General features: G+C 76.3%; 15 protein-coding genes. 5 read left to right on the top strand and 10 right to left on the bottom strand.

Annotated elements, in window-relative coordinates:
- Positions 1–186 precede the first annotated feature (186 nt).
- Both ACGFI8_RS27705 and ACGFI8_RS27700 read left to right on the top strand, forming a co-directional pair.
- Positions 187–873, top strand: coding sequence for a CBS domain-containing protein (locus ACGFI8_RS27705; RefSeq protein ID WP_392809256.1), 687 nt, complete (start codon positions 187–189; stop codon positions 871–873).
- Positions 874–902: 29 nt separating this feature from the next.
- Entirely contained in the window at positions 903–1796 is an 894-nt protein-coding gene (locus ACGFI8_RS27700) for a universal stress protein (protein ID WP_392809254.1), read from the top strand.
- Positions 1797–1844: 48 nt separating this feature from the next.
- On the opposite strand, the gene ACGFI8_RS27695 is transcribed toward ACGFI8_RS27700, so the two are convergent.
- The 6 genes from ACGFI8_RS27695 to ACGFI8_RS27670 form a co-directional block, all read right to left on the bottom strand.
- Positions 1845–2489, bottom strand: coding sequence for a CBS domain-containing protein (locus ACGFI8_RS27695; RefSeq protein ID WP_392809253.1), 645 nt, complete (start codon positions 2487–2489; stop codon positions 1845–1847).
- Between the two features lie 52 nt (positions 2490–2541).
- Positions 2542–2727, bottom strand: coding sequence for a hypothetical protein (locus tag ACGFI8_RS27690; RefSeq protein ID WP_392809251.1), 186 nt, complete (start codon positions 2725–2727; stop codon positions 2542–2544).
- A gap of 37 nt (positions 2728–2764) precedes the next feature.
- Positions 2765–3835, bottom strand: a complete 1071-nt coding sequence (locus tag ACGFI8_RS27685; RefSeq protein WP_392809249.1) for an Acg family FMN-binding oxidoreductase — start codon at positions 3833–3835, stop codon at positions 2765–2767.
- Positions 3836–4043: 208 nt separating this feature from the next.
- The gene (locus ACGFI8_RS27680) at positions 4044–4457 is read right to left on the bottom strand and encodes an Hsp20/alpha crystallin family protein (protein WP_392809247.1); all 414 of its coding nucleotides are present in this window, start codon (positions 4455–4457) and stop codon (positions 4044–4046) included.
- Position 4458: 1 nt separating this feature from the next.
- Positions 4459–7089 carry a cation-translocating P-type ATPase gene (locus ACGFI8_RS27675; RefSeq protein ID WP_392809245.1) on the bottom strand — a complete coding sequence of 877 codons (2631 nt, stop codon included), beginning with the start codon at positions 7087–7089 and terminating at the stop codon, positions 4459–4461.
- Positions 7090–7157: 68 nt separating this feature from the next.
- A complete protein-coding gene (locus ACGFI8_RS27670; protein WP_392809244.1) occupies positions 7158–9818 on the bottom strand; it encodes a GNAT family N-acetyltransferase in 2661 nt (886 codons plus the stop codon).
- A gap of 270 nt (positions 9819–10088) precedes the next feature.
- On the opposite strand from ACGFI8_RS27670, the gene ACGFI8_RS27665 reads away from it, so the two are divergent.
- From ACGFI8_RS27665 to ACGFI8_RS27655, 3 genes are all read left to right on the top strand, one after another.
- Positions 10089–10349, top strand: coding sequence for a HypC/HybG/HupF family hydrogenase formation chaperone (locus ACGFI8_RS27665; protein ID WP_392809242.1), 261 nt, complete (start codon positions 10089–10091; stop codon positions 10347–10349).
- A gap of 218 nt (positions 10350–10567) precedes the next feature.
- A complete protein-coding gene (locus tag ACGFI8_RS27660) occupies positions 10568–11032 on the top strand; it encodes a cyclic nucleotide-binding domain-containing protein (protein WP_392809240.1) in 465 nt (154 codons plus the stop codon).
- 8 nt (positions 11033–11040) lie between these two features.
- Positions 11041–11571 (top strand): hydrogenase maturation protease, encoded by a 531-nt coding sequence (locus ACGFI8_RS27655; protein WP_392809238.1) that lies wholly within the window; start codon positions 11041–11043, stop codon positions 11569–11571.
- 18 nt (positions 11572–11589) lie between these two features.
- Here the strand turns inward: ACGFI8_RS27655 and ACGFI8_RS27650 are convergent, their stop codons facing one another.
- The 4 genes from ACGFI8_RS27650 to ACGFI8_RS27635 all read right to left on the bottom strand — a co-directional run bounded on the left by ACGFI8_RS27650 (position 11590) and on the right by ACGFI8_RS27635 (position 16039).
- A complete protein-coding gene (locus ACGFI8_RS27650; protein WP_392809236.1) occupies positions 11590–12453 on the bottom strand; it encodes a universal stress protein in 864 nt (287 codons plus the stop codon).
- Positions 12454–12625: 172 nt separating this feature from the next.
- Positions 12626–13987, bottom strand: a complete 1362-nt coding sequence (locus ACGFI8_RS27645) for a GAF domain-containing protein (protein WP_392809234.1) — start codon at positions 13985–13987, stop codon at positions 12626–12628.
- Positions 13988–14129: 142 nt separating this feature from the next.
- Positions 14130–15353, bottom strand: coding sequence for a sensor histidine kinase (locus tag ACGFI8_RS27640; protein WP_392809233.1), 1224 nt, complete (start codon positions 15351–15353; stop codon positions 14130–14132).
- 11 nt (positions 15354–15364) lie between these two features.
- The gene (locus ACGFI8_RS27635) at positions 15365–16039 is read right to left on the bottom strand and encodes a response regulator transcription factor (protein WP_392809231.1); all 675 of its coding nucleotides are present in this window, start codon (positions 16037–16039) and stop codon (positions 15365–15367) included.
- Between the last annotated feature and the right edge of the window lie 6 nt (positions 16040–16045).

The raw sequence follows: 16045 nt of genomic DNA, 5'->3' as shown, positions 1-16045 counted from the left end.
GCGGACTCCTCATCACGGGGGTTCTCTTCCACTTTCCGGCTCCACTTCCGACCTTCGCCGGGGCGGACCGGCGGGAGGAAGGGCGCCGGGCCCGGCCGGGCCGGGACCTTCGGCCCGTGCGCGGCGCTCCGCCCGGGTGGACGGTGGAGGCGGCAACGAGGCCGGTGCGAGAAGGGATCGAGGACGATGAGCGCGCTGCTGGTACGCGACGTGATGGCCAAGGGCGTGGTCACGGTCGCGCCTGACCTGGCCTACAAGCAGATCGTCGACCTGCTCGTCGACGTCGGTGTCAGCGCCGTGCCGGTCGTGGGGGAGGACCGGCGGGTGCTCGGCGTGGTGTCGGAGGCGGACCTGCTGCACAAGGTCGAGTTCAACGGCGCCGACGTGCACGCAGGCCTGTTCGAGCGGCGGCGCGCCCGGCTGGCGAAGGAGAAGGCGACCGGCGAGACCGCGGCGCAGCTCATGACGAGCCCGGCCGTCACGGTGCCGGCCACGGCGACCCTCACCACGGCCGCGCAGATCATGGAGCGGGAGAACGTGAAGCGCCTGCCGGTCCTCGATGACGACGGCGAGCTGGTCGGCATCGTCTCGCGGCGCGACCTGCTGCGCCGCTACCTGCGCACGGACGACGACATCCGGGCCGAGATCCTCGACGGGGTGCTGCGCCGGGTGCTGTGGATCGACCCGATCGAGGTCGACGTCGCCGTCACCGACGGGCACGTCCTGCTCGACGGCAAGGTCGACCGCCGCAGTACCGCGCAGATCGCGGTCCGGCTCGTGCGGTCCGTCGACGGCGTCGTCGGCGTCACCGACGAGCTCGAGTGGGGCTTCGACGACACGAGCCTGCAGCACCGCCACACCTTCGACGCCTAAGGCCGGGGGTCCGATCACGGAGGAGCGAGATGCCGATACGACGCCGGATCGTCGCCGGGTACGACGGGTCCCCGGCCGCCGCGGCCGCCGTCCGCTTCGCCGCCGCCGAGGCGGCGGGGGACGGCGGCATCCTGCGCCTGCTCCACGCCCAGCTGGAACGGGCGGCGTACGCCCTGCTGGTGCCGCCCGGCGTGGTGCGCGACGCGGCCGCCGAGGCCTGGCGGCTGGTCGACGCGGCCGCCGAGGCGCTCAGGCGCGACCATCCGGGCCTGGACGTGCGGGCCACCGTGGTCGCCGGAAAGGCCGCTTCGGCGCTGATCCGCGCGTCGCGCTCGGCCGATGTGCTCGTCCTCGGCCGGACGCTGCGCGGCGCGCCCGCGCCGCCGCCGGGCCGGCGCATCTCGGCCGGCGCGACCGCCGCGCGCGTGATGGAGTACACCAGCTGCCCCGTGATGGTCGTCGGCGCGGACGCGCCGCCGCCCGGGGAGGCCCGCGGCCGGCCGGTGCTGCTGGGGCTCGACCCGGCGGCGTCGAGCTCGCCCGCGGTGACGTACGCGTTCGAGGCCGCCCGCCGCCGCGGGACGTCGCTGCGGGTATGTTTCGTGCAGCGACCCGACGGCGGGTCCTGGCCGGACGACGCGGACACCCGGCGCGCGCTCAGCGAGGCCCTCGCCGCCTGGCGGGTCGCGTTCGCCGACGTGCCGGTGGCCGTCGACGTGCTGCCCGGGCTCGACCCGGCCGCCCGCCTGCTCGACGCGTCGGCCGACGCCGCGCTGGTCGTGGTCGGCGACCGCGATCCCGGGGCGCCGGCCACCGGCGGGCCGCACCGCGTGCCGGACGTGCTCACCCGCAACGCGGCGTGCCCGGTCACGGTCGTCCGCGCGGCGCGGCGCCCCGCCCTGCGCCCGGTCCCGACCGGCTGATCCCCCGCGGAAGGTGGCCGTCGGCCCGCCCGATCGCGGCACGAGCGGTCAATCGTCGTGTGCCTGCCGCCGCGGTACGGCGGTGTCGTCGACGTGCCACTTCACGTCGTCGACCACGCTGGTGACGCCGTCGACCGTGCGCGCGAGCGCGGCCAGGCGCAGGGCGGCGCTGCGCCGCTCGACGGTGCCGTGCAGGGTGACGACGCCGTCGATGACGTCGACCGCGATCTGCGACGGGTCCACGGCGAAGGCGGGCAGGACGACGTTGTCGAAGACGTCGCGTTGCACGGCCGTGTCGCTTCGCATCGTCCGGCGCATCAGGTCGCCGCGGGTGAGAATGCCGACCAGGCGGCCGGACCCGTCCTCGACGACCGGCAGTTGCTTGACGCGATGACGAGACATGAGGCGGGCCGCGATGCGGACCGGTGCGTCCGGGCCGACCGTCACCGCCGGCGAGCTCATCAGCTCCGCCGCGGTGCGCTCGGCGGCCGTCGTCCCTTCGTCGGCCTCGGCGAGGTCGGGCATCAGGTCGGCCTCCGTCACCATGCCGATCACGTGGTCGTTCTCGTCGACGACGGGCATCCCGCTGACCCCGTAGTCGGTGAGCACGTCGACGATCTGCCGCGTTCGGCAGTCCACGGTGGCGACCACGACCTCCGGCGTCATCACGTCGGACACGTGCAGCTCGTTCATCGGGCACCTCCTTCGGTTCAACGGTCCGCCTTTCGGCACGTCCCGGTCAGGGTCATCGGTCACCCGGGGCCGGGACCTTGGGGGACACGCCGGCGTCCCCGGCGTCCGGGCCCGGGCGGCGACACGGTGTCCCACCCACCGGGGAAGTGCTCAGGTTCGACCAGCTGACCGAGCTCGAGACGGCCAGCGCCGGGCGGGCGGCGGAGGTCAGCAGCGCCGCCCATCGCTCCAGCGTCATCCGGATGACGATCAGCCTGGCCGCGCCGGCGACGACGTCACGGCGAACCCGCGAGCGGATCCGCGTCGCCTCGGACCGGGTCGGCGACCACCTCGATGACCTCCGCCGGGGGCCGGCGCGGCGCCCTCGGGGGCATCGGCCCGTCGGCCGGCATCCCGATCCGGATGCCGATCTCCGGGTAGCCGACGTTGCCGAGCGTGCGCCGCAGCATGATGCGGGCCGCCTCGTTCTCGACCAGATCGCTCATCGCGGACGTGGCCAGGCGATCGGCGGTCGCGGTGAGCAGGACCGCGGAGAGGGCCACCCCGGCGGTGAGCCAGTCAGCCGGGCCGTCGCCGTCGGTGACGATGATGCCGTACCGCGCCTCCCGGTCGGCGAGATCGGCGTCGCTGGAGGCGCCCGGGATCATGCCGGTGGCGTTGAAGTCGCGGATCGGCACCGGACGCGCGCCGGCCGGGGCCAGGGTGTCGACCGGAACGCCGTCGTGGCCCTCGCCGGGCGGGCGGATCCAGGCGGCGAGCTCGGCGCGGTAGGCCGGGTCCGCCAGCTGTACCAGCGCGGCCCGGCCGGCGGCGAGCGCGATGCCCGTGAGATCGTGGGCCCAGGCCAGGTGCAGGTGCGCGCCGTTTCGCTCGGCGGCGTTGCGCAGCTCCCCGAGCGCCTCGCCGGGCACCGCGGTGCCGGCGAAGGCCCGGCGGTCCGAGCGGCGCAGCGGGATGGCGCGGCGCATGCGTTGGGCCTCGGCCGAGGGCTGCGCCTCGCCGCGGTAGCGCACCTCGGCCAGCCGGTCCGGGTCGTCGTCGGCGGGGAACGGGCGCACCTCGAAGTCGACCCCGTCGGCGGCGAGCGTGACGCACGCGTGGTGCAGCGCGGTGCCGCAGCTCAGCACGAGCAGCCGGCCGGCGCTGTCCATGGCGTGCAGCCGGCGACGCTGGTCGGCGTACAGCATCGCGGTGTCGTCCACGATGTGCCACCGCCACGGCTGGGTGTTGAGCACCGACGGTGCGTGCAGCGCCGCCAGCGCGGCACGGGCGAGGGTCCGGCAGATCGGCCGGACCTGGAACGTCATCGCCGGACCGGTCCGCGGGTACTTCTGGTTGGTCGGCATGACGGCTCTCCCCTCGCTCGCTGCGGGTCGTCCGTCCTCCTGCCCGCTGCGGCCGCGCCTACTCCGGCCCGCTCGCGGCGACTGCGGCCCGCCCCGAACCCGGGCACCGGCAGGGGAGCCACGGCGCTCGGCCGCCACGGCGCTCGGCCGCCACGGTGCCGGGCCGGCCGGCGAGGCCGGCCGGCCCGATCCGCGGCCGCGTCGGGCGTCACTTGTGCTTCGCGGCTCCGGCCGGCGGCCGGGTGGTCACCGGGATCTCGCGGCCCGGGGTCACCTTGCCCGCGAGCGGCACCCGGATCTCGAGGATGCCCGCCACGTAGGTCGCGGTGATGCCGTCCTCCTGCGCGTTCAGCGGCAGCTGCACGGTGCGGGCGAACGAGCCGTAGTGGAACTCCGAGTGAGCCTTGTCGATGCGCTCCTCGGTGCGCTCCACGCGGATGTTCAGCCGGTTGCCGTGCAGGGACACCGCGATGTCCTTCTCCGGGTCCAGGCCGGGGGCCTCGGCGCGCACGACGTGGGTGTCGCCGTCGGTGTACTCCTCGACCCGGACCGCCTGCGGCCCGAACAGGGCCCCCGGCAGCTGCATCAGGTCCAGCGGGAAGAGCCTGCTGGTGGTACTCATGTCAAACCTCCTCTCGGCGTGTGGTTCCACCTCCATCTGACGCCCGGCGCGAGCCCCGGATGAAGGGCACGTGGCCCGCGGCGGTGGGCCCTTCGGCCTCTCCGGCGACCCGGCCCTGCCGCGGCGGGCGACGCGACGAGCGCACCGTGGCGAAGGTGACGAGGCCCGGCACGGCGGCGAAGCCGAGGCACACGGCCAGTTCCCGCAGCGTCAGCGGCTCGGTGCCGAGCAGGTCCCGCAGCGGCGGCAGCCACAGGGCGCCGAGTTGCAGCGCCAGGGACAGCGCGACCGCGACGTCCAGGCTCCAGTTGCGCCGCCGGCCGCCGCGGGTCCGCAGGCCGAGCGCCACCCCCAGCTGCGCCAGCCCGAGCACGGCGAACAGCACGCTCTGCCACGGTCCGCCGCTGTGCCTGGCCCACAGCGCCGCGCCGAACGCCACCAGCGTGATGAGCGCGCCGGTCAGGGCGATGCGCCCGGCGAGTCCGCCGAGGATCGCCTCGCCGGGGCGGCGGGGCGGGCGCCGCATCAGCCCGGCGGCGGCCGGCTCGCCGCCGAGCGCGACGCCGGGCAGGCCGTGCGTGTTCATGTTGATCCAGAGGATCTGGGCCGGCAGCAGCGGCACCGCGAGGCCGAGCCACGGCCCGGCCAGCATGATGAGCACCTCGGCCACCCCGCCGGACAGGGCGTACACCAGGAAGCGGCGGATGTTGGCGTAGATGCGCCGGCCCTCCCGCACGGCCCGGCCGACGGTGGCGAGGTTGTCGTCGGCCAGGACCAGGTCGGCGGCCTGACGCGCCGCCTCGGTGCCGCCGCGGCCCATCGCGACGCCGATGTCGGCCCGGCGCAGCGCCGGCGCGTCGTTGACGCCGTCGCCGGTCATCGCGACGACGGCGCCGTCGTGCTGCAGGCGCCGGATGATGGTGAGCTTCTGCTCCGGGCTGGTGCGGGCATACACGGTGGTGCGCGGGTCGGCGGTGCCGGCCGCGTCGCCGGTGGCCACGCGCGGCGCCCCGTCGGTCAGGCCGACCCGGTCGGCGATCGCGGCGGCGGTCGCGGGATGGTCGCCGGTGATCAGGACGAGGTCGATGCCGGCGTCGCGGAACGCCGCCACGGTGGCCGCCGTCTCCGGCCGGACCGGATCGGCGAGCACCGCCAGGCCGAGCAGGTCCAGGTCGCGCTCGGCCTCGGCGGCGGCGGGCCGGTCGGCGCGGTGCGCTCCGGCCACGGCCAGGACGCGGTAGCCGGATCCGGACAGCTCCGCGGCCGCGTCGACCGCGTTGCGCCGGTCCTCCTCGCCGATGCGCAGCGGGCCGCCGGGGCGCAGCAGGACGTCCGGGGCGCCCTTGCACACGACGACGTAGTCGCCGGCCGGACGGCGGTGGACGGTGGTCATCCGCCGTCGGTCCGCGTCGAACGGCACCTCGTCGACGCGGGGCAGCAGGTCGCGCGCGCCGGGCTCGACGCCGCAGCGGGCGGCGGCGACGAGCAGCGCCGCCTCCATCGGGTCGCCGACCGGGCGCCACGCGGGATGGTCGCCGTCGGGCGGGGCAAGGCCGGCGTCGTTGCACAGCACGATCGCCTCGGCGAGCCGCCGCACCCGGGGGCCGGGCGCCGGCGCGGCGGTACCGTCCGGGTCGTACCCCCGCCCGGTGAGCGTGACCGTCTCGAGGTCCGGCAGCAGCAGCCGGTCGACGCTCATCACGCCCTCGGTCAGCGTGCCGGTCTTGTCGGTGGCCAGCGTCGTGATCGAGCCGAGGGTCTCCACGGCGGGCAGGCGGCGCACGATCGCCGCCTGCCGGGCCATGCGGTGCGCGCCGAGCGCCAGGGCGAGGGTCACGACGGCGGGCAGCGACTCGGGCACCGCGGCCACGGTGAGGCTGACCGCGGCGAGCAGCATCTCGCCGAACGGTTCGCCGCGGGCCACGCCCACGGCCAGTACCACGCCGGACAGGATGGTCGCGACGACGGCCAGGACCTTGCCGAGCCCGGTGAGCCGGCGCTGCAGCGGCGTCGCCCGGCGTGGCTGCCCGGACACCAGGGCGGCGATGCGCCCGAGGGCGCTGTCGCCGCCGATGCGGGTCACCTCGCCGACGGCGTGGCCTGTGGCGGTGACGGTACCGGCGGACAGCTCGTCGCCGTCGCTCCTGGTCACCGGCATCGACTCGCCGGTCAGCGCCGCCTCGTCGACGGACAGCCGGACGGCCCGCACGACGCGCAGGTCGGCCGGGACGATGTCGCCGGCCTCGACGCGGACCACGTCGCCGGGCACGAGCTCGGCGGCCGGGACGGTCGTGTCGGCGCCGTCGCGGCGGACTCGTGCCGACGGTGCGGCCATGTGCTGTAGCGCCGCCACCGCGCGGTCGGCCCGGATCTCCTGCACCACCCCGACGGTCGTGTTGAGCACGACGACCAGCAGGATGACGATGAGGTCGCTGATGTCGCGCAGCAGCGCGGTCACCACCATAGCCGCGAGCAGCACGACGACGAGCGGATCGCGCAACTGCGCGCCGACCCGCATCACGACGGAGGGTGGCCTGGCGACGGGCAGCTCGTTGCGGCCGAACCGGCGCCGGCGTTCGGCGACCTCGGCGGCGGTGAGTCCGGACGGGACGATCGTCGTGGGGGTCGTCATGGTTTCACCGTCGCCCCGGCACCGTGTTCGGGTAAGGGGCGAAGGTCACCCCGCGGCGGGGAAGAGGTTCATCCGCGCCCGCCGACCCCGGCGCCGCTGGCCTTGCTGAGCAGATGCCGCACGTACGGCTCCGGCTCCGTGCCGACCGGGGCCAGCCGCACCCTCACGTCGACCGCGGCGCAGCCGTGCGGCCCGGCCAGGACCGGGTTCAGATCCAGCTCCGCGACCTCGGGGAAGTCCTCCGCGAGCCGGCCGAGCCGCAGCAGCAGATCCTCCAGGGCCGCCGTGTCCGCCGCCGGCGCGCCGCGGTAGCCGGTCAGCAGCGGTGCGCCGCGCAGGTCGCGCCACATCGCCGCGGCGTCGCGATCGGTGAGCGGCAGCAGCCGCAGCGTCCGGTCGCGGAGCAGCTCCGTGTGCACCCCGCCGAGGCCGAGCACGACCAGCGAGCCGAACAGCGGGTCGTGCCGGACGCCGGCCACCAGCTCCACGCCCGGGTCGGCCATCGGCTGCACGACGACGACCGGCCGCGCCGCCCCGGTCGCGGCGGCGACCGCGTGGTAGGCCCGCCGTACCGCCGCCTCGTCGGGCAGCCGGAGCCACACCGCCCCGATGTCGGTCCTGTGCACGATGCCGGGGTCCGCCGCCTTGACGGCGACCGGATAACCGATCGCCCCGGCGTGGTGCACCGCCTCGTCGGCGCTCGCCGCGACGCGGGTGTCCACCACCGGCACGCCGTAGGCGGCCAGCAGCGAGCGGGCCACGTCGGCGGGCTGCCAGCCGCCGCCGGCGGCGAGCGCGCGCTGGACGACACCGCGCGCGGCGCCGCGATCGACATCCGGCAGCGCGGGCCGGTTCCCGACCGGCTCCCGCCGCCATGCCGCGTACCCCGCGGCCCGGCCCAGCGCCAGCACCGCGGGCTCGGGCAGGCCGAACACCGGCGCCCGCCGGGCCCCCACGGCGCGTGGCGCGGAGGGTGCGCCGACCACGACGACGGCGACCGGCAGGGCCGGGCAGCCGTCGATCGCCGACGCGAGGGCGGCGAGCGCGCCGGTGCAGTCATTGGTGCGGGTCGCGACGTACGTGACGACCAGCAGGTCGGCCGCGCCGGACTCGGCGACGGCCCGGACGGCGGCGGCCAGCGCCTCGGGGCTCGCGTCGGCCCCGAGGTCGGCCGGGTTGGTCGCGGCCGTCCCGTCCGGCAGGTCCACGCGGAAGGCGGGCACCGTGAGCGCCGCGGCCTCGGCGGCGTCGGCCGCCAGCGCGTTGAGTCCACCGGCGTTGCCGACGATGGCGAGCCGGCGGCCGGCGGGCAGCGGCTGGTCGGTCAGGACCCGGGCGACGTCGAGCAGGTCGCCGAGCGTGTCGGTGCGGATCACGCCGGCCTGCGCGAACAGCGCGTCCACGGTGGCGTCCCGGGCCGCCGCGCCCGCCGGGTGCGACGCGCCGGCCCGCCGGTCGCCGCCGGACCGGCCACTCTTGACGGCCAGCACCGGCTTGCGCCGGGCCAGCGCCCGGGCGACCCACGCGAACCGGCGCGGGTTGCCGAAGGACTCCAGGTACAGCGCGACGGCCCGGGTGGCCGGATCGTCGTACCAGTAGGCGAGCAGGTCGTTGCCGCTGACGTCGGCCTTGTTGCCCAGCGACACGAAACTGGAGACGCCGATGCCGCCGCTCGCCGCCGCGTCGAGCATCGCGACGCCGACCGCGCCGGACTGCGACGCGATCGCCAGGCCGCCCGCGACGGGCTGGGCCGAGGCGAAGGTCGCGGTGAGCCGCACCGCCGGGTCGGTGTTGACCACGCCCAGGCAGTCCGGGCCGACGATGCGCATGCCGTGCCGCCGCGCCGTGCCGACGATCTCGCGCTGCGTCCCCGGGTCGAGGCCGGCGGTGAGGACGACGGCGGCGCGGACCCCGGCCGCGCAGCAGTCCCGCACCACGCCGGGGACCGCCGCCACGGGCACGGCGATGACGGCGAGGTCCACGGCGGCACCGATGGCCGCCACGCCGGGGAACGAGGCGACGTCGCACACCCGCCGGGCGTGCGGGTTGACCGCGTACAGGTCGCCGGTGTAGCCGCCCCCGCGCAGCGCCGCGAGCACCTCGTGACCGATCCCGCCCGGGCGCCGGCCGGCCCCGACGACGGCCACCGACGCGGGCGCGAGCAGCGGCCGCAGCGAATGGTGCGCGGCGGTGCGGTCCCGGGCGCCGACCGCGGCCAGCGCGGCCTCGTCCGGCAGCGTGGGCACGCACACCCGCAGCGTCGTGGCGTCGTCGCCCGACCGGCGCGCGACGCCGGGCGCGACGTCGCCGCTCACCTGCAGCATCGCGGCGTTGCCGGCGAGCACGTCGCCGCGCAGCTCGGTGATGCCGGCCCGGCGCGCGGCGGCCGCGAGCGTCTCGAGCAGCAGTGTGCCCAGCCCCTCGCCGTGGTGCTCGTCGTCGACGAGCAGCGCGAAGTCCGCCCGCGACGCGTCGATCCGCTCGTAGGAGCCGGCCGCGAGCACCCGGTCGCCCTCCTGCACGAGCAGGCTGACGTGGTCGGGGCCCGACGGGCGGGTCAGCCGGCGCACCTCGGCGTCGAGTGACGCGCCCGCGCTGAAGAAGCGCAGGTACCTGCTCTGCGGCGACAGCCGCCGGTGCAGGGCCAGCAGCGCCGGCGCGTCGTCGGGCTCCACCGTGCGTACGCGCACCACCCGGCCGTCCATGGTCAGACAGTCCACGGCGTACATGGCCGCCCACCTCCTCCGTGCTCACCGCCCGCGGCGCCCGGCCCGGCCGGCCGGCGGTTCAGCGTTTCCCGCCCGCGGCGTCCGCCACGAGAGGCGAAGGTCCCGGCCGCCCCGGGACCGGCGCCCGGCCGCGGGTGAGCAACCGCCGTGGCCGTGGGTGAGCGTCGCGCAACGGACGCCGCCGCGCGCCGCCGTCCACGAGACTGTGAACCGCCGGTCCATCGCCCGGGCCGGCCGTCGCCGCCACCCGGATGCAGAACGGATGAGCGCATGTGCCTTGGCGTGCCCGGCCGCCTGGCGGCCATCGACCACAGCTCGGGCCTGAGCATGGGCACCGCCGACTTCGGCGGCGTCGAGCGTGAGGTCTGCCTGGCGTACGTGCCGGACGCGGCCGTGGGCGACTTCGTCGTTGTGCACGCCGGGTTTGCCATCAGCCGGCTGGACGAGGCAGAGGCGCGCCGGACGCTTGAGATCCTCCGGGCGATGGGCGACGTGCTGGAGCGGGAGCTGACGGCGAAACCCGGCGCGTGAGGCGCCGTCGCCGCCTGCGCTGAGCACCCGTCCCGCCGATCAGGGTCGAATGACCCTACTCGCGCCCGGCCCGGCACGGGTGTAGTGGAACGAACGGCTCCCTGACTCGACCGCAGGCTCGGCCGCAGGTTCGGCACCTGGAAATCGGCCGACATCGACGTGACCGCGGAGCTGCACGCCCTTGACGCCCACCCACCCGCGACCACCGAGGAGCCGACATGATCACCACCGCATTCGACCTGCTGATCGGCCATCCGTTCCTCGCAGGCATGTCGCCGCAGCACGTCGAGCGCCTGTCGCGCTGGGCGTGCCGGGCCCCGTTCAAGGCCGGGACCCGCATCTTCGAGGAGAACGGCAAGGCCGAGCGCTTCTGGCTCGTCCGCGACGGCCACGTCAACCTGGACATCCGGGTGCCCGGCCGCGGCGACGTCATCCTCGAGACGATCGGGCCCGGCACCGTCGTCGGATGGTCCTGGCTCTTCCCGCCGTACCGCTGGCATTTCGGCGCGGTGACCGCCGATCCCGTGCTCGCCATCGCCCTCGACGGTCCGGCGGTGCGCCGGCTGTGCGACGCCGATCCGGCGCTCGGCTACGAGCTGACCAAGCGCTTCATGGCCGTCGTCGTGGAGCGCATGCAGGCCACCCGCATACGCCTGCTCGACCTGTCCCAGGCCCCGGTGTGACGGCGACCATGGCACGGGCGGCCCTGAGACCACCGGTCGTCGTCATCGGCGTCGGCAACCCGTACCGGCGCGACGACGGCGTCGGCCCGGCCGTCATCGACCGGCTGCGCGCCGCCGGCCTGCCCGGCGCGACCCTGGCCGAGAGCGACGGCGAGGGCTGCGCGCTGATCCTGCTGTGGGAACGGCGGCGCCTCGCCGTGCTGGTCGACGCGGTGCACGCCCAGCCGGCCCATCCCGGCCGCATCCACCGCCTCGTCGTGCCCTGGCCGGCGCCGCCGCACCCGCCGGGCACGAGCACCCACACCGGCGGCATGGGCGACACGGTGTCGCTGGCCCGCGAGCTCGACCGGCTGCCCGAGCGGATGGTCGTGTTCGGCGTCGAGGCGGCCGAGACCGGCCTCGGCGCGGGCCTCACGCCGGAGGTGGCCCGGGCCGCCGACCGGGTGGCGGAGGAGATCGCCGCCGAGGTGCGGGCTCTCCAGCCGCCGCCGCAGTCCGCCGCGGGCGACCCGCCCCCGGGCCGGGACCGACGGCCCTGAACGGGCAGCCGCGGCCGGTCAGTGGACCACGGCCACCGGGCACTCGGCGTGCCGGACGACCGCCTGGCTCACCGAGCCCAGCAGCATGCCGGTGAAGCCGCCATGGCCGCGGGAGCCCACGACGAGCAGCTCCGCGCCGGCCGACAGTTCGGTGAGCACCGCCGCGGGGGCGCCGTTGACCACCGCGCGCTGGACGTCGACGTCGGGGTACCGGCCCGACCAGACGCACGTCGACTCCGCCAGCGCCCGGCGCTCGTCCTCGCGCGGGTCGCCGGGCTCGTGCCCCGGTGTGTGCATCCGGCCGCGAGCGGCGTGGGCGTGGACGGCGGTGAGGCCGGTGTGGCGGGCCGACGCCTGCTCGAACGCGAAGCGCAGCGCCCGGTCGGCGTCGTGGGCGGCGTCGATGCCGACGAGGATCCGGCCGGCCTCGGCACCGGGCCGTCCGCCGCCGTGGTGGGTGACCACGACGGGGCAGGCGGCGTGCGCGGAGACCTCGATGCTGACCGACCCGAGCAGCAGGCCGGCGAAGCCGCCGAGGCCGCGGCTGCCCACCACCACCGTGTCCGCGTGCTCGGCGGCGGCCAGGAGCGCGTTGGCCGGCTGCCGCATCGGCATGTCGCTGGTGACCTCGAGGCCCGGCGCGAGCGCCCGTGCCCGCGCCACCGACCCGGCGAGCATCCGCTCGGCCGCCGCGCGCGTCTCGTCGTCGTACGGCGAGGGCACCGGCGGCGGGAACGGACCGTATACGGCCGGCAACTGGAACGCATGGACGACGTGCAGCGCACGGTGCCGGCGCGACGCGTCGCCGGCGGCCCACGCCAGGGCCTCGACGCTCTCGGGGGAGCCGTCGACGCCGACGACGACCCTTGTGTCAGTATCCATGGCACTCCCTCCGTCGCGGTGTGCCGCTCGATGTCCTCGCCGCGCGAGGCTTCCGAGGCTCCCTTCCAGCGTTCCGCGGCCGCCGCCCGCACCGGTAGGGACGGCGTCATCCGGCAAGCAGGTCCCGGCGGGTGACGCCGGTGCACGGCGACGCGGTGTCAGCCCACGCGGGTCAGCCGGACGATCCGTCCCGCGGCTCCATCGCGAACACGGCGGTGCGCACGCCGCGGATGATGCGGTCGAGCTCGTCGACGCTGGCGGCGAGCGCGGCGCGCGCGTCCGGGTTGGCGACGCGGGCGGCGGCGCCCTGCAGCGACAACCCCAGGCCGAACAGGTCGCGGATCAGGGTCTCCTGCAGGTCGGCGGCGATGCGCTGGCGGTCCTCGAGGACGCGGATGTGCTCGTTCTCGCGGCGCAGCGCGGCGACGTCGAGCACCAGGCCGGCGTGTGCGGCGTATGCCTGGATCATCTCCAGGTCGGCCCGCGTGAGCTGCGCCCCGCCGTGGCGCTGGGCCACGGTGAGCACGCCGTGCACACCCCGGTCGCCGATCACCGGGGCGACGATCGTCGCGCCCAGGTCCGGTACCAGCTCCAGGGCGGCCGCGGTGCGCGGGTCGTCCGCCGGCTCGACGACGAGCATGGCCTCGCCGGCGGCCAGCACGCCCTCGGCCAGGGAGCCGCAGACCGGCACGGACCGGCCGTGCCACGGCCCGAGCAGGCCGACCGCGACGGTCACCCGCAGGTCGGACGAGCCGTCCTCGGGCGTCGCGGTGAACGCGGCCCCGGCCGCGCCGGCCGCCCGCAGCGCGCACTCGGCGAGGGCCCGCGTCGCGCGGTCGCTGTCGGCGCCCTCCAGCAGGGTCGTCGTGACGGTGGTCATCGCCTCCTGCCAGTCGCGGCGGCGGCGCGCCTCGCTGAACAGCGTGGCGTTCTCGATCGCGATGCCGGCGGCGCCCGCGAGGGCCTTCACGACCTCCTCGTCGTCGCGGCTGAACTCGGCGGCGCCCTCCTTCTCCGACAGGTACAGGTTGCCGAACACCCGGTCGCGGACCCGGACCGGCACCCCGAGGAAGCTGTGCATCGGCGGGTGCCCCTGCGGGAACCCGACCGACGCCGGATGGTCGCCGATCTCGGCCAGGCGGACCGGGTGCGGGTCCTCGACCAGGACACCCAGCACGCCCTTGCCCTCGGGCAGGTGACCGATCAGCTGCACCGCGTCGTCGTCCATGCCGTCGTACAGGAACCGCACCAGGTGGCCGTCCTGGACCACGCCGAGCGCGGCGTACCGGGCGTCGACGAGGTTCTTCGCGGCCGAGACGATCTGGCGCAGCACGTGCTCCAGGTCGACGCCCTGGGCGATGTCGAGGTTGGCGCGCAGCAGCCCGCGCAGCCGTCCCTGGGTGCTCTGCACGTCGCGGATGCGCTCGACCAGCTGCTCGAGGAGCTCGTCGAGCTCCAGCCGCGCCACCGCCACGAACCGGACATCGACGCGGTCCCGCTCGTCGGGTCGGCCGATGCCCGCGTCCTCGGTCATCCCCGTCTCCGTTCCTTCAGCGCCAGTTTGCCGGGTTGGGGGTCCGGGTCGCCAGCCGTCGGTCTGCGGAACGTATCAGGCGGCCGCCTGGCCCCGCCCCGGGCGTGCGCCGGCAGTGACCCCGTTCGCAGCGCGTGCCGCCTCAGGACGGCGCCGCGGGCAGCACCACGGTGAAGGCGGCGCCCTGGCCGGGCCGGCCCCAGGCCTCGATGGTGCCGCCGTGCCCGGTCACCACCTCGCGGGCCAGCGCCAGGCCCAGCCCGAAGCGGCGGTGGTCGCCGTGGCCGCGGGCGAACCGGGCGAACAGGCGATCGGTGTCGGCCGGGTCGAAGCCCGAGCCGTCGTCCCGCACGGCCAGGCTGACCCGCCGCGGCGACCCGGTCGACGCGAGCTCCACGGTGACGTGGCCGCCGGCCGGGGTGTGGCTCAGCGCATTGTCCACCAGCGCGGTCACGACCCGGCGCAGTGCGACCTCCCGGCCGTGGACCGTCGAGGCGCCGTCGGCGTCGGGCACCAGCGTCAGCTCGACGCCCTGCTCCCGCGCCCGGGTGGCGTGTTCGGCCACGACGCCGGCGGCGACGGCGGCGAGGTCGACCGGGGCGCTGTCGCCCAGCCGGTTGGGCAGCTGCGTGGACATCAGCAGGTCCTCGACCACCTCGCCGAGCTGGCGGGTGCCGACCACCAGCTGCTCGACGTCGTCGGTGACGGACGGTCCGTTGGCGCCGGCCCGCAGGTCGGCGTGCAGCAGCTGGGCCCGCAGGTGCAGCTGGGTCAGCGGGGTGCGCAGCTCGTGACCGGCGTCGGCGACGAAGCGCCGCTGCCGGGTCAGCGCGTCGACCAGCGGCGCGGTGGCCCGCCGGGCCAGCACCACGGCGAACACGAACGCGATGGCCAGGCCGGCGAGCTCGGCCAGGCCCAGGGCCAGCAGGAGCCGGCGCTGTTCGGCGTGCTGGTCGCCGAGGCTCGCCACGACCTGCACCACGTGGTCGCCGCGCCGCTCGGTCAGCACCCGGAAGTCCCCGTCCTCGGTGTCGAGGTCGGTGGTGCCGGCCGCGCCGCCGGCCCGCACCCGGGCGATCGCCGCGTGGTCGGGCAGCTCGTCGGGCGCGCCGGGCGTGCCCGTCACCGAGCCGTCGGGTGCCTGGTCGAACAGCCACACGCCCGGCGGCGGGTCGATCACGTCCTCCTCGGTGGCCGCGGTGTGCCGCAGCATGTCCTCGACCTGCGTGTACTGGCCGCGCTGCACGACGAAGAGGGCCAGCCCGCCGACGACCAGCAGGCTGATGGTGATGGCGGCGGCCGTCTGCAGCCCGAGCGCCAGGCGGGCCCGGGCGAGCATCGCCCGGTCCGCCCCGCCGGGCGTCACGGCCGTCGTCCTCACAGCGCGCCCAGCCGGTAGCCGACGCCGCGGACGGTGCGCACGGCGTCCGCGCCGAGCTTGCGGCGCAGGTAGTGCACGTAGGTGTCGACCAGCGAGTCGGTGCTGGACTCCGGGAAGACCCGGGTCACGATCTCGTCGCGGGTGAAGACGCGCGCCGGGTCCTGGGCCAGCAGCCGCAGCAGATCGCTCTCCCGGCCCGACAGCGTGACGCAGCTGCCGTCGGCCAGCGTCACGGCCCGGGTGATCAGGTCGAACCCGGCGCGGCCGATCGTCACGGCCGGCGCCGGCTTGCGGCGGCGGGCCAGCACCCGGATGCGGGCCATCAGCTCCTCCACCTCGAACGGCTTCACGAGGTAGTCGTCGGCGCCGCCGTCCAGCCCGCTGACCCGGTCGGCGAGCGTGCCGAGCGCGGTCAGGATCAGCGCCGGGGTCGTCACCCCGGACCGGCGCAGCCGTCCGAGCAGGTCGAGGCCCTCGATCGCGGGCAGGCCGCGGTCGATGACCAGCACGTCGTACTCGCGGGTGAGCGCCAGGTGCAGGCCGCGCTGGCCGTCCTCGGCGAGCTGGGCCTCGTAGCCCTGCGCGGCGAACATCCGCAGCAGCAGCGCGCCGAGCGGCCGGTCGTCCTCGACGACGAGCAGGCGCGGGCCGTCGGGGGCCGGATCCGTCATGCGCCC

The sequence above is a fragment of the Dactylosporangium sp. NPDC048998 genome (assembly GCF_043197855.1).
Classification (GTDB): domain Bacteria; phylum Actinomycetota; class Actinomycetes; order Mycobacteriales; family Micromonosporaceae; genus Dactylosporangium.
The sequence above is the reverse complement of the archived record's forward strand: the minus strand, read 5'-3'. Positions and strand labels throughout refer to the sequence as shown.

Coding starts and splice junctions, on each gene's coding strand:
- ACGFI8_RS27705 (WP_392809256.1), top strand. CDS start 187: ATGAGCGCGCTGCTGGTACGCGACGTGATGGCCAAGGGCGTGGTCACG.
- ACGFI8_RS27700 (WP_392809254.1), top strand. CDS start 903: ATGCCGATACGACGCCGGATCGTCGCCGGGTACGACGGGTCCCCGGCC.
- ACGFI8_RS27695 (WP_392809253.1), bottom strand. CDS start 2,489: ATGAACGAGCTGCACGTGTCCGACGTGATGACGCCGGAGGTCGTGGTC.
- ACGFI8_RS27690 (WP_392809251.1), bottom strand. CDS start 2,727: ATGACGCTGGAGCGATGGGCGGCGCTGCTGACCTCCGCCGCCCGCCCG.
- ACGFI8_RS27685 (WP_392809249.1), bottom strand. CDS start 3,835: ATGCCGACCAACCAGAAGTACCCGCGGACCGGTCCGGCGATGACGTTC.
- ACGFI8_RS27680 (WP_392809247.1), bottom strand. CDS start 4,457: ATGAGTACCACCAGCAGGCTCTTCCCGCTGGACCTGATGCAGCTGCCG.
- ACGFI8_RS27675 (WP_392809245.1), bottom strand. CDS start 7,089: ATGACGACCCCCACGACGATCGTCCCGTCCGGACTCACCGCCGCCGAG.
- ACGFI8_RS27670 (WP_392809244.1), bottom strand. CDS start 9,818: ATGTACGCCGTGGACTGTCTGACCATGGACGGCCGGGTGGTGCGCGTA.
- ACGFI8_RS27665 (WP_392809242.1), top strand. CDS start 10,089: ATGTGCCTTGGCGTGCCCGGCCGCCTGGCGGCCATCGACCACAGCTCG.
- ACGFI8_RS27660 (WP_392809240.1), top strand. CDS start 10,568: ATGATCACCACCGCATTCGACCTGCTGATCGGCCATCCGTTCCTCGCA.
- ACGFI8_RS27655 (WP_392809238.1), top strand. CDS start 11,041: ATGGCACGGGCGGCCCTGAGACCACCGGTCGTCGTCATCGGCGTCGGC.
- ACGFI8_RS27650 (WP_392809236.1), bottom strand. CDS start 12,453: ATGGATACTGACACAAGGGTCGTCGTCGGCGTCGACGGCTCCCCCGAG.
- ACGFI8_RS27645 (WP_392809234.1), bottom strand. CDS start 13,987: ATGACCGAGGACGCGGGCATCGGCCGACCCGACGAGCGGGACCGCGTC.
- ACGFI8_RS27635 (WP_392809231.1), bottom strand. CDS start 16,039: ATGACGGATCCGGCCCCCGACGGCCCGCGCCTGCTCGTCGTCGAGGAC.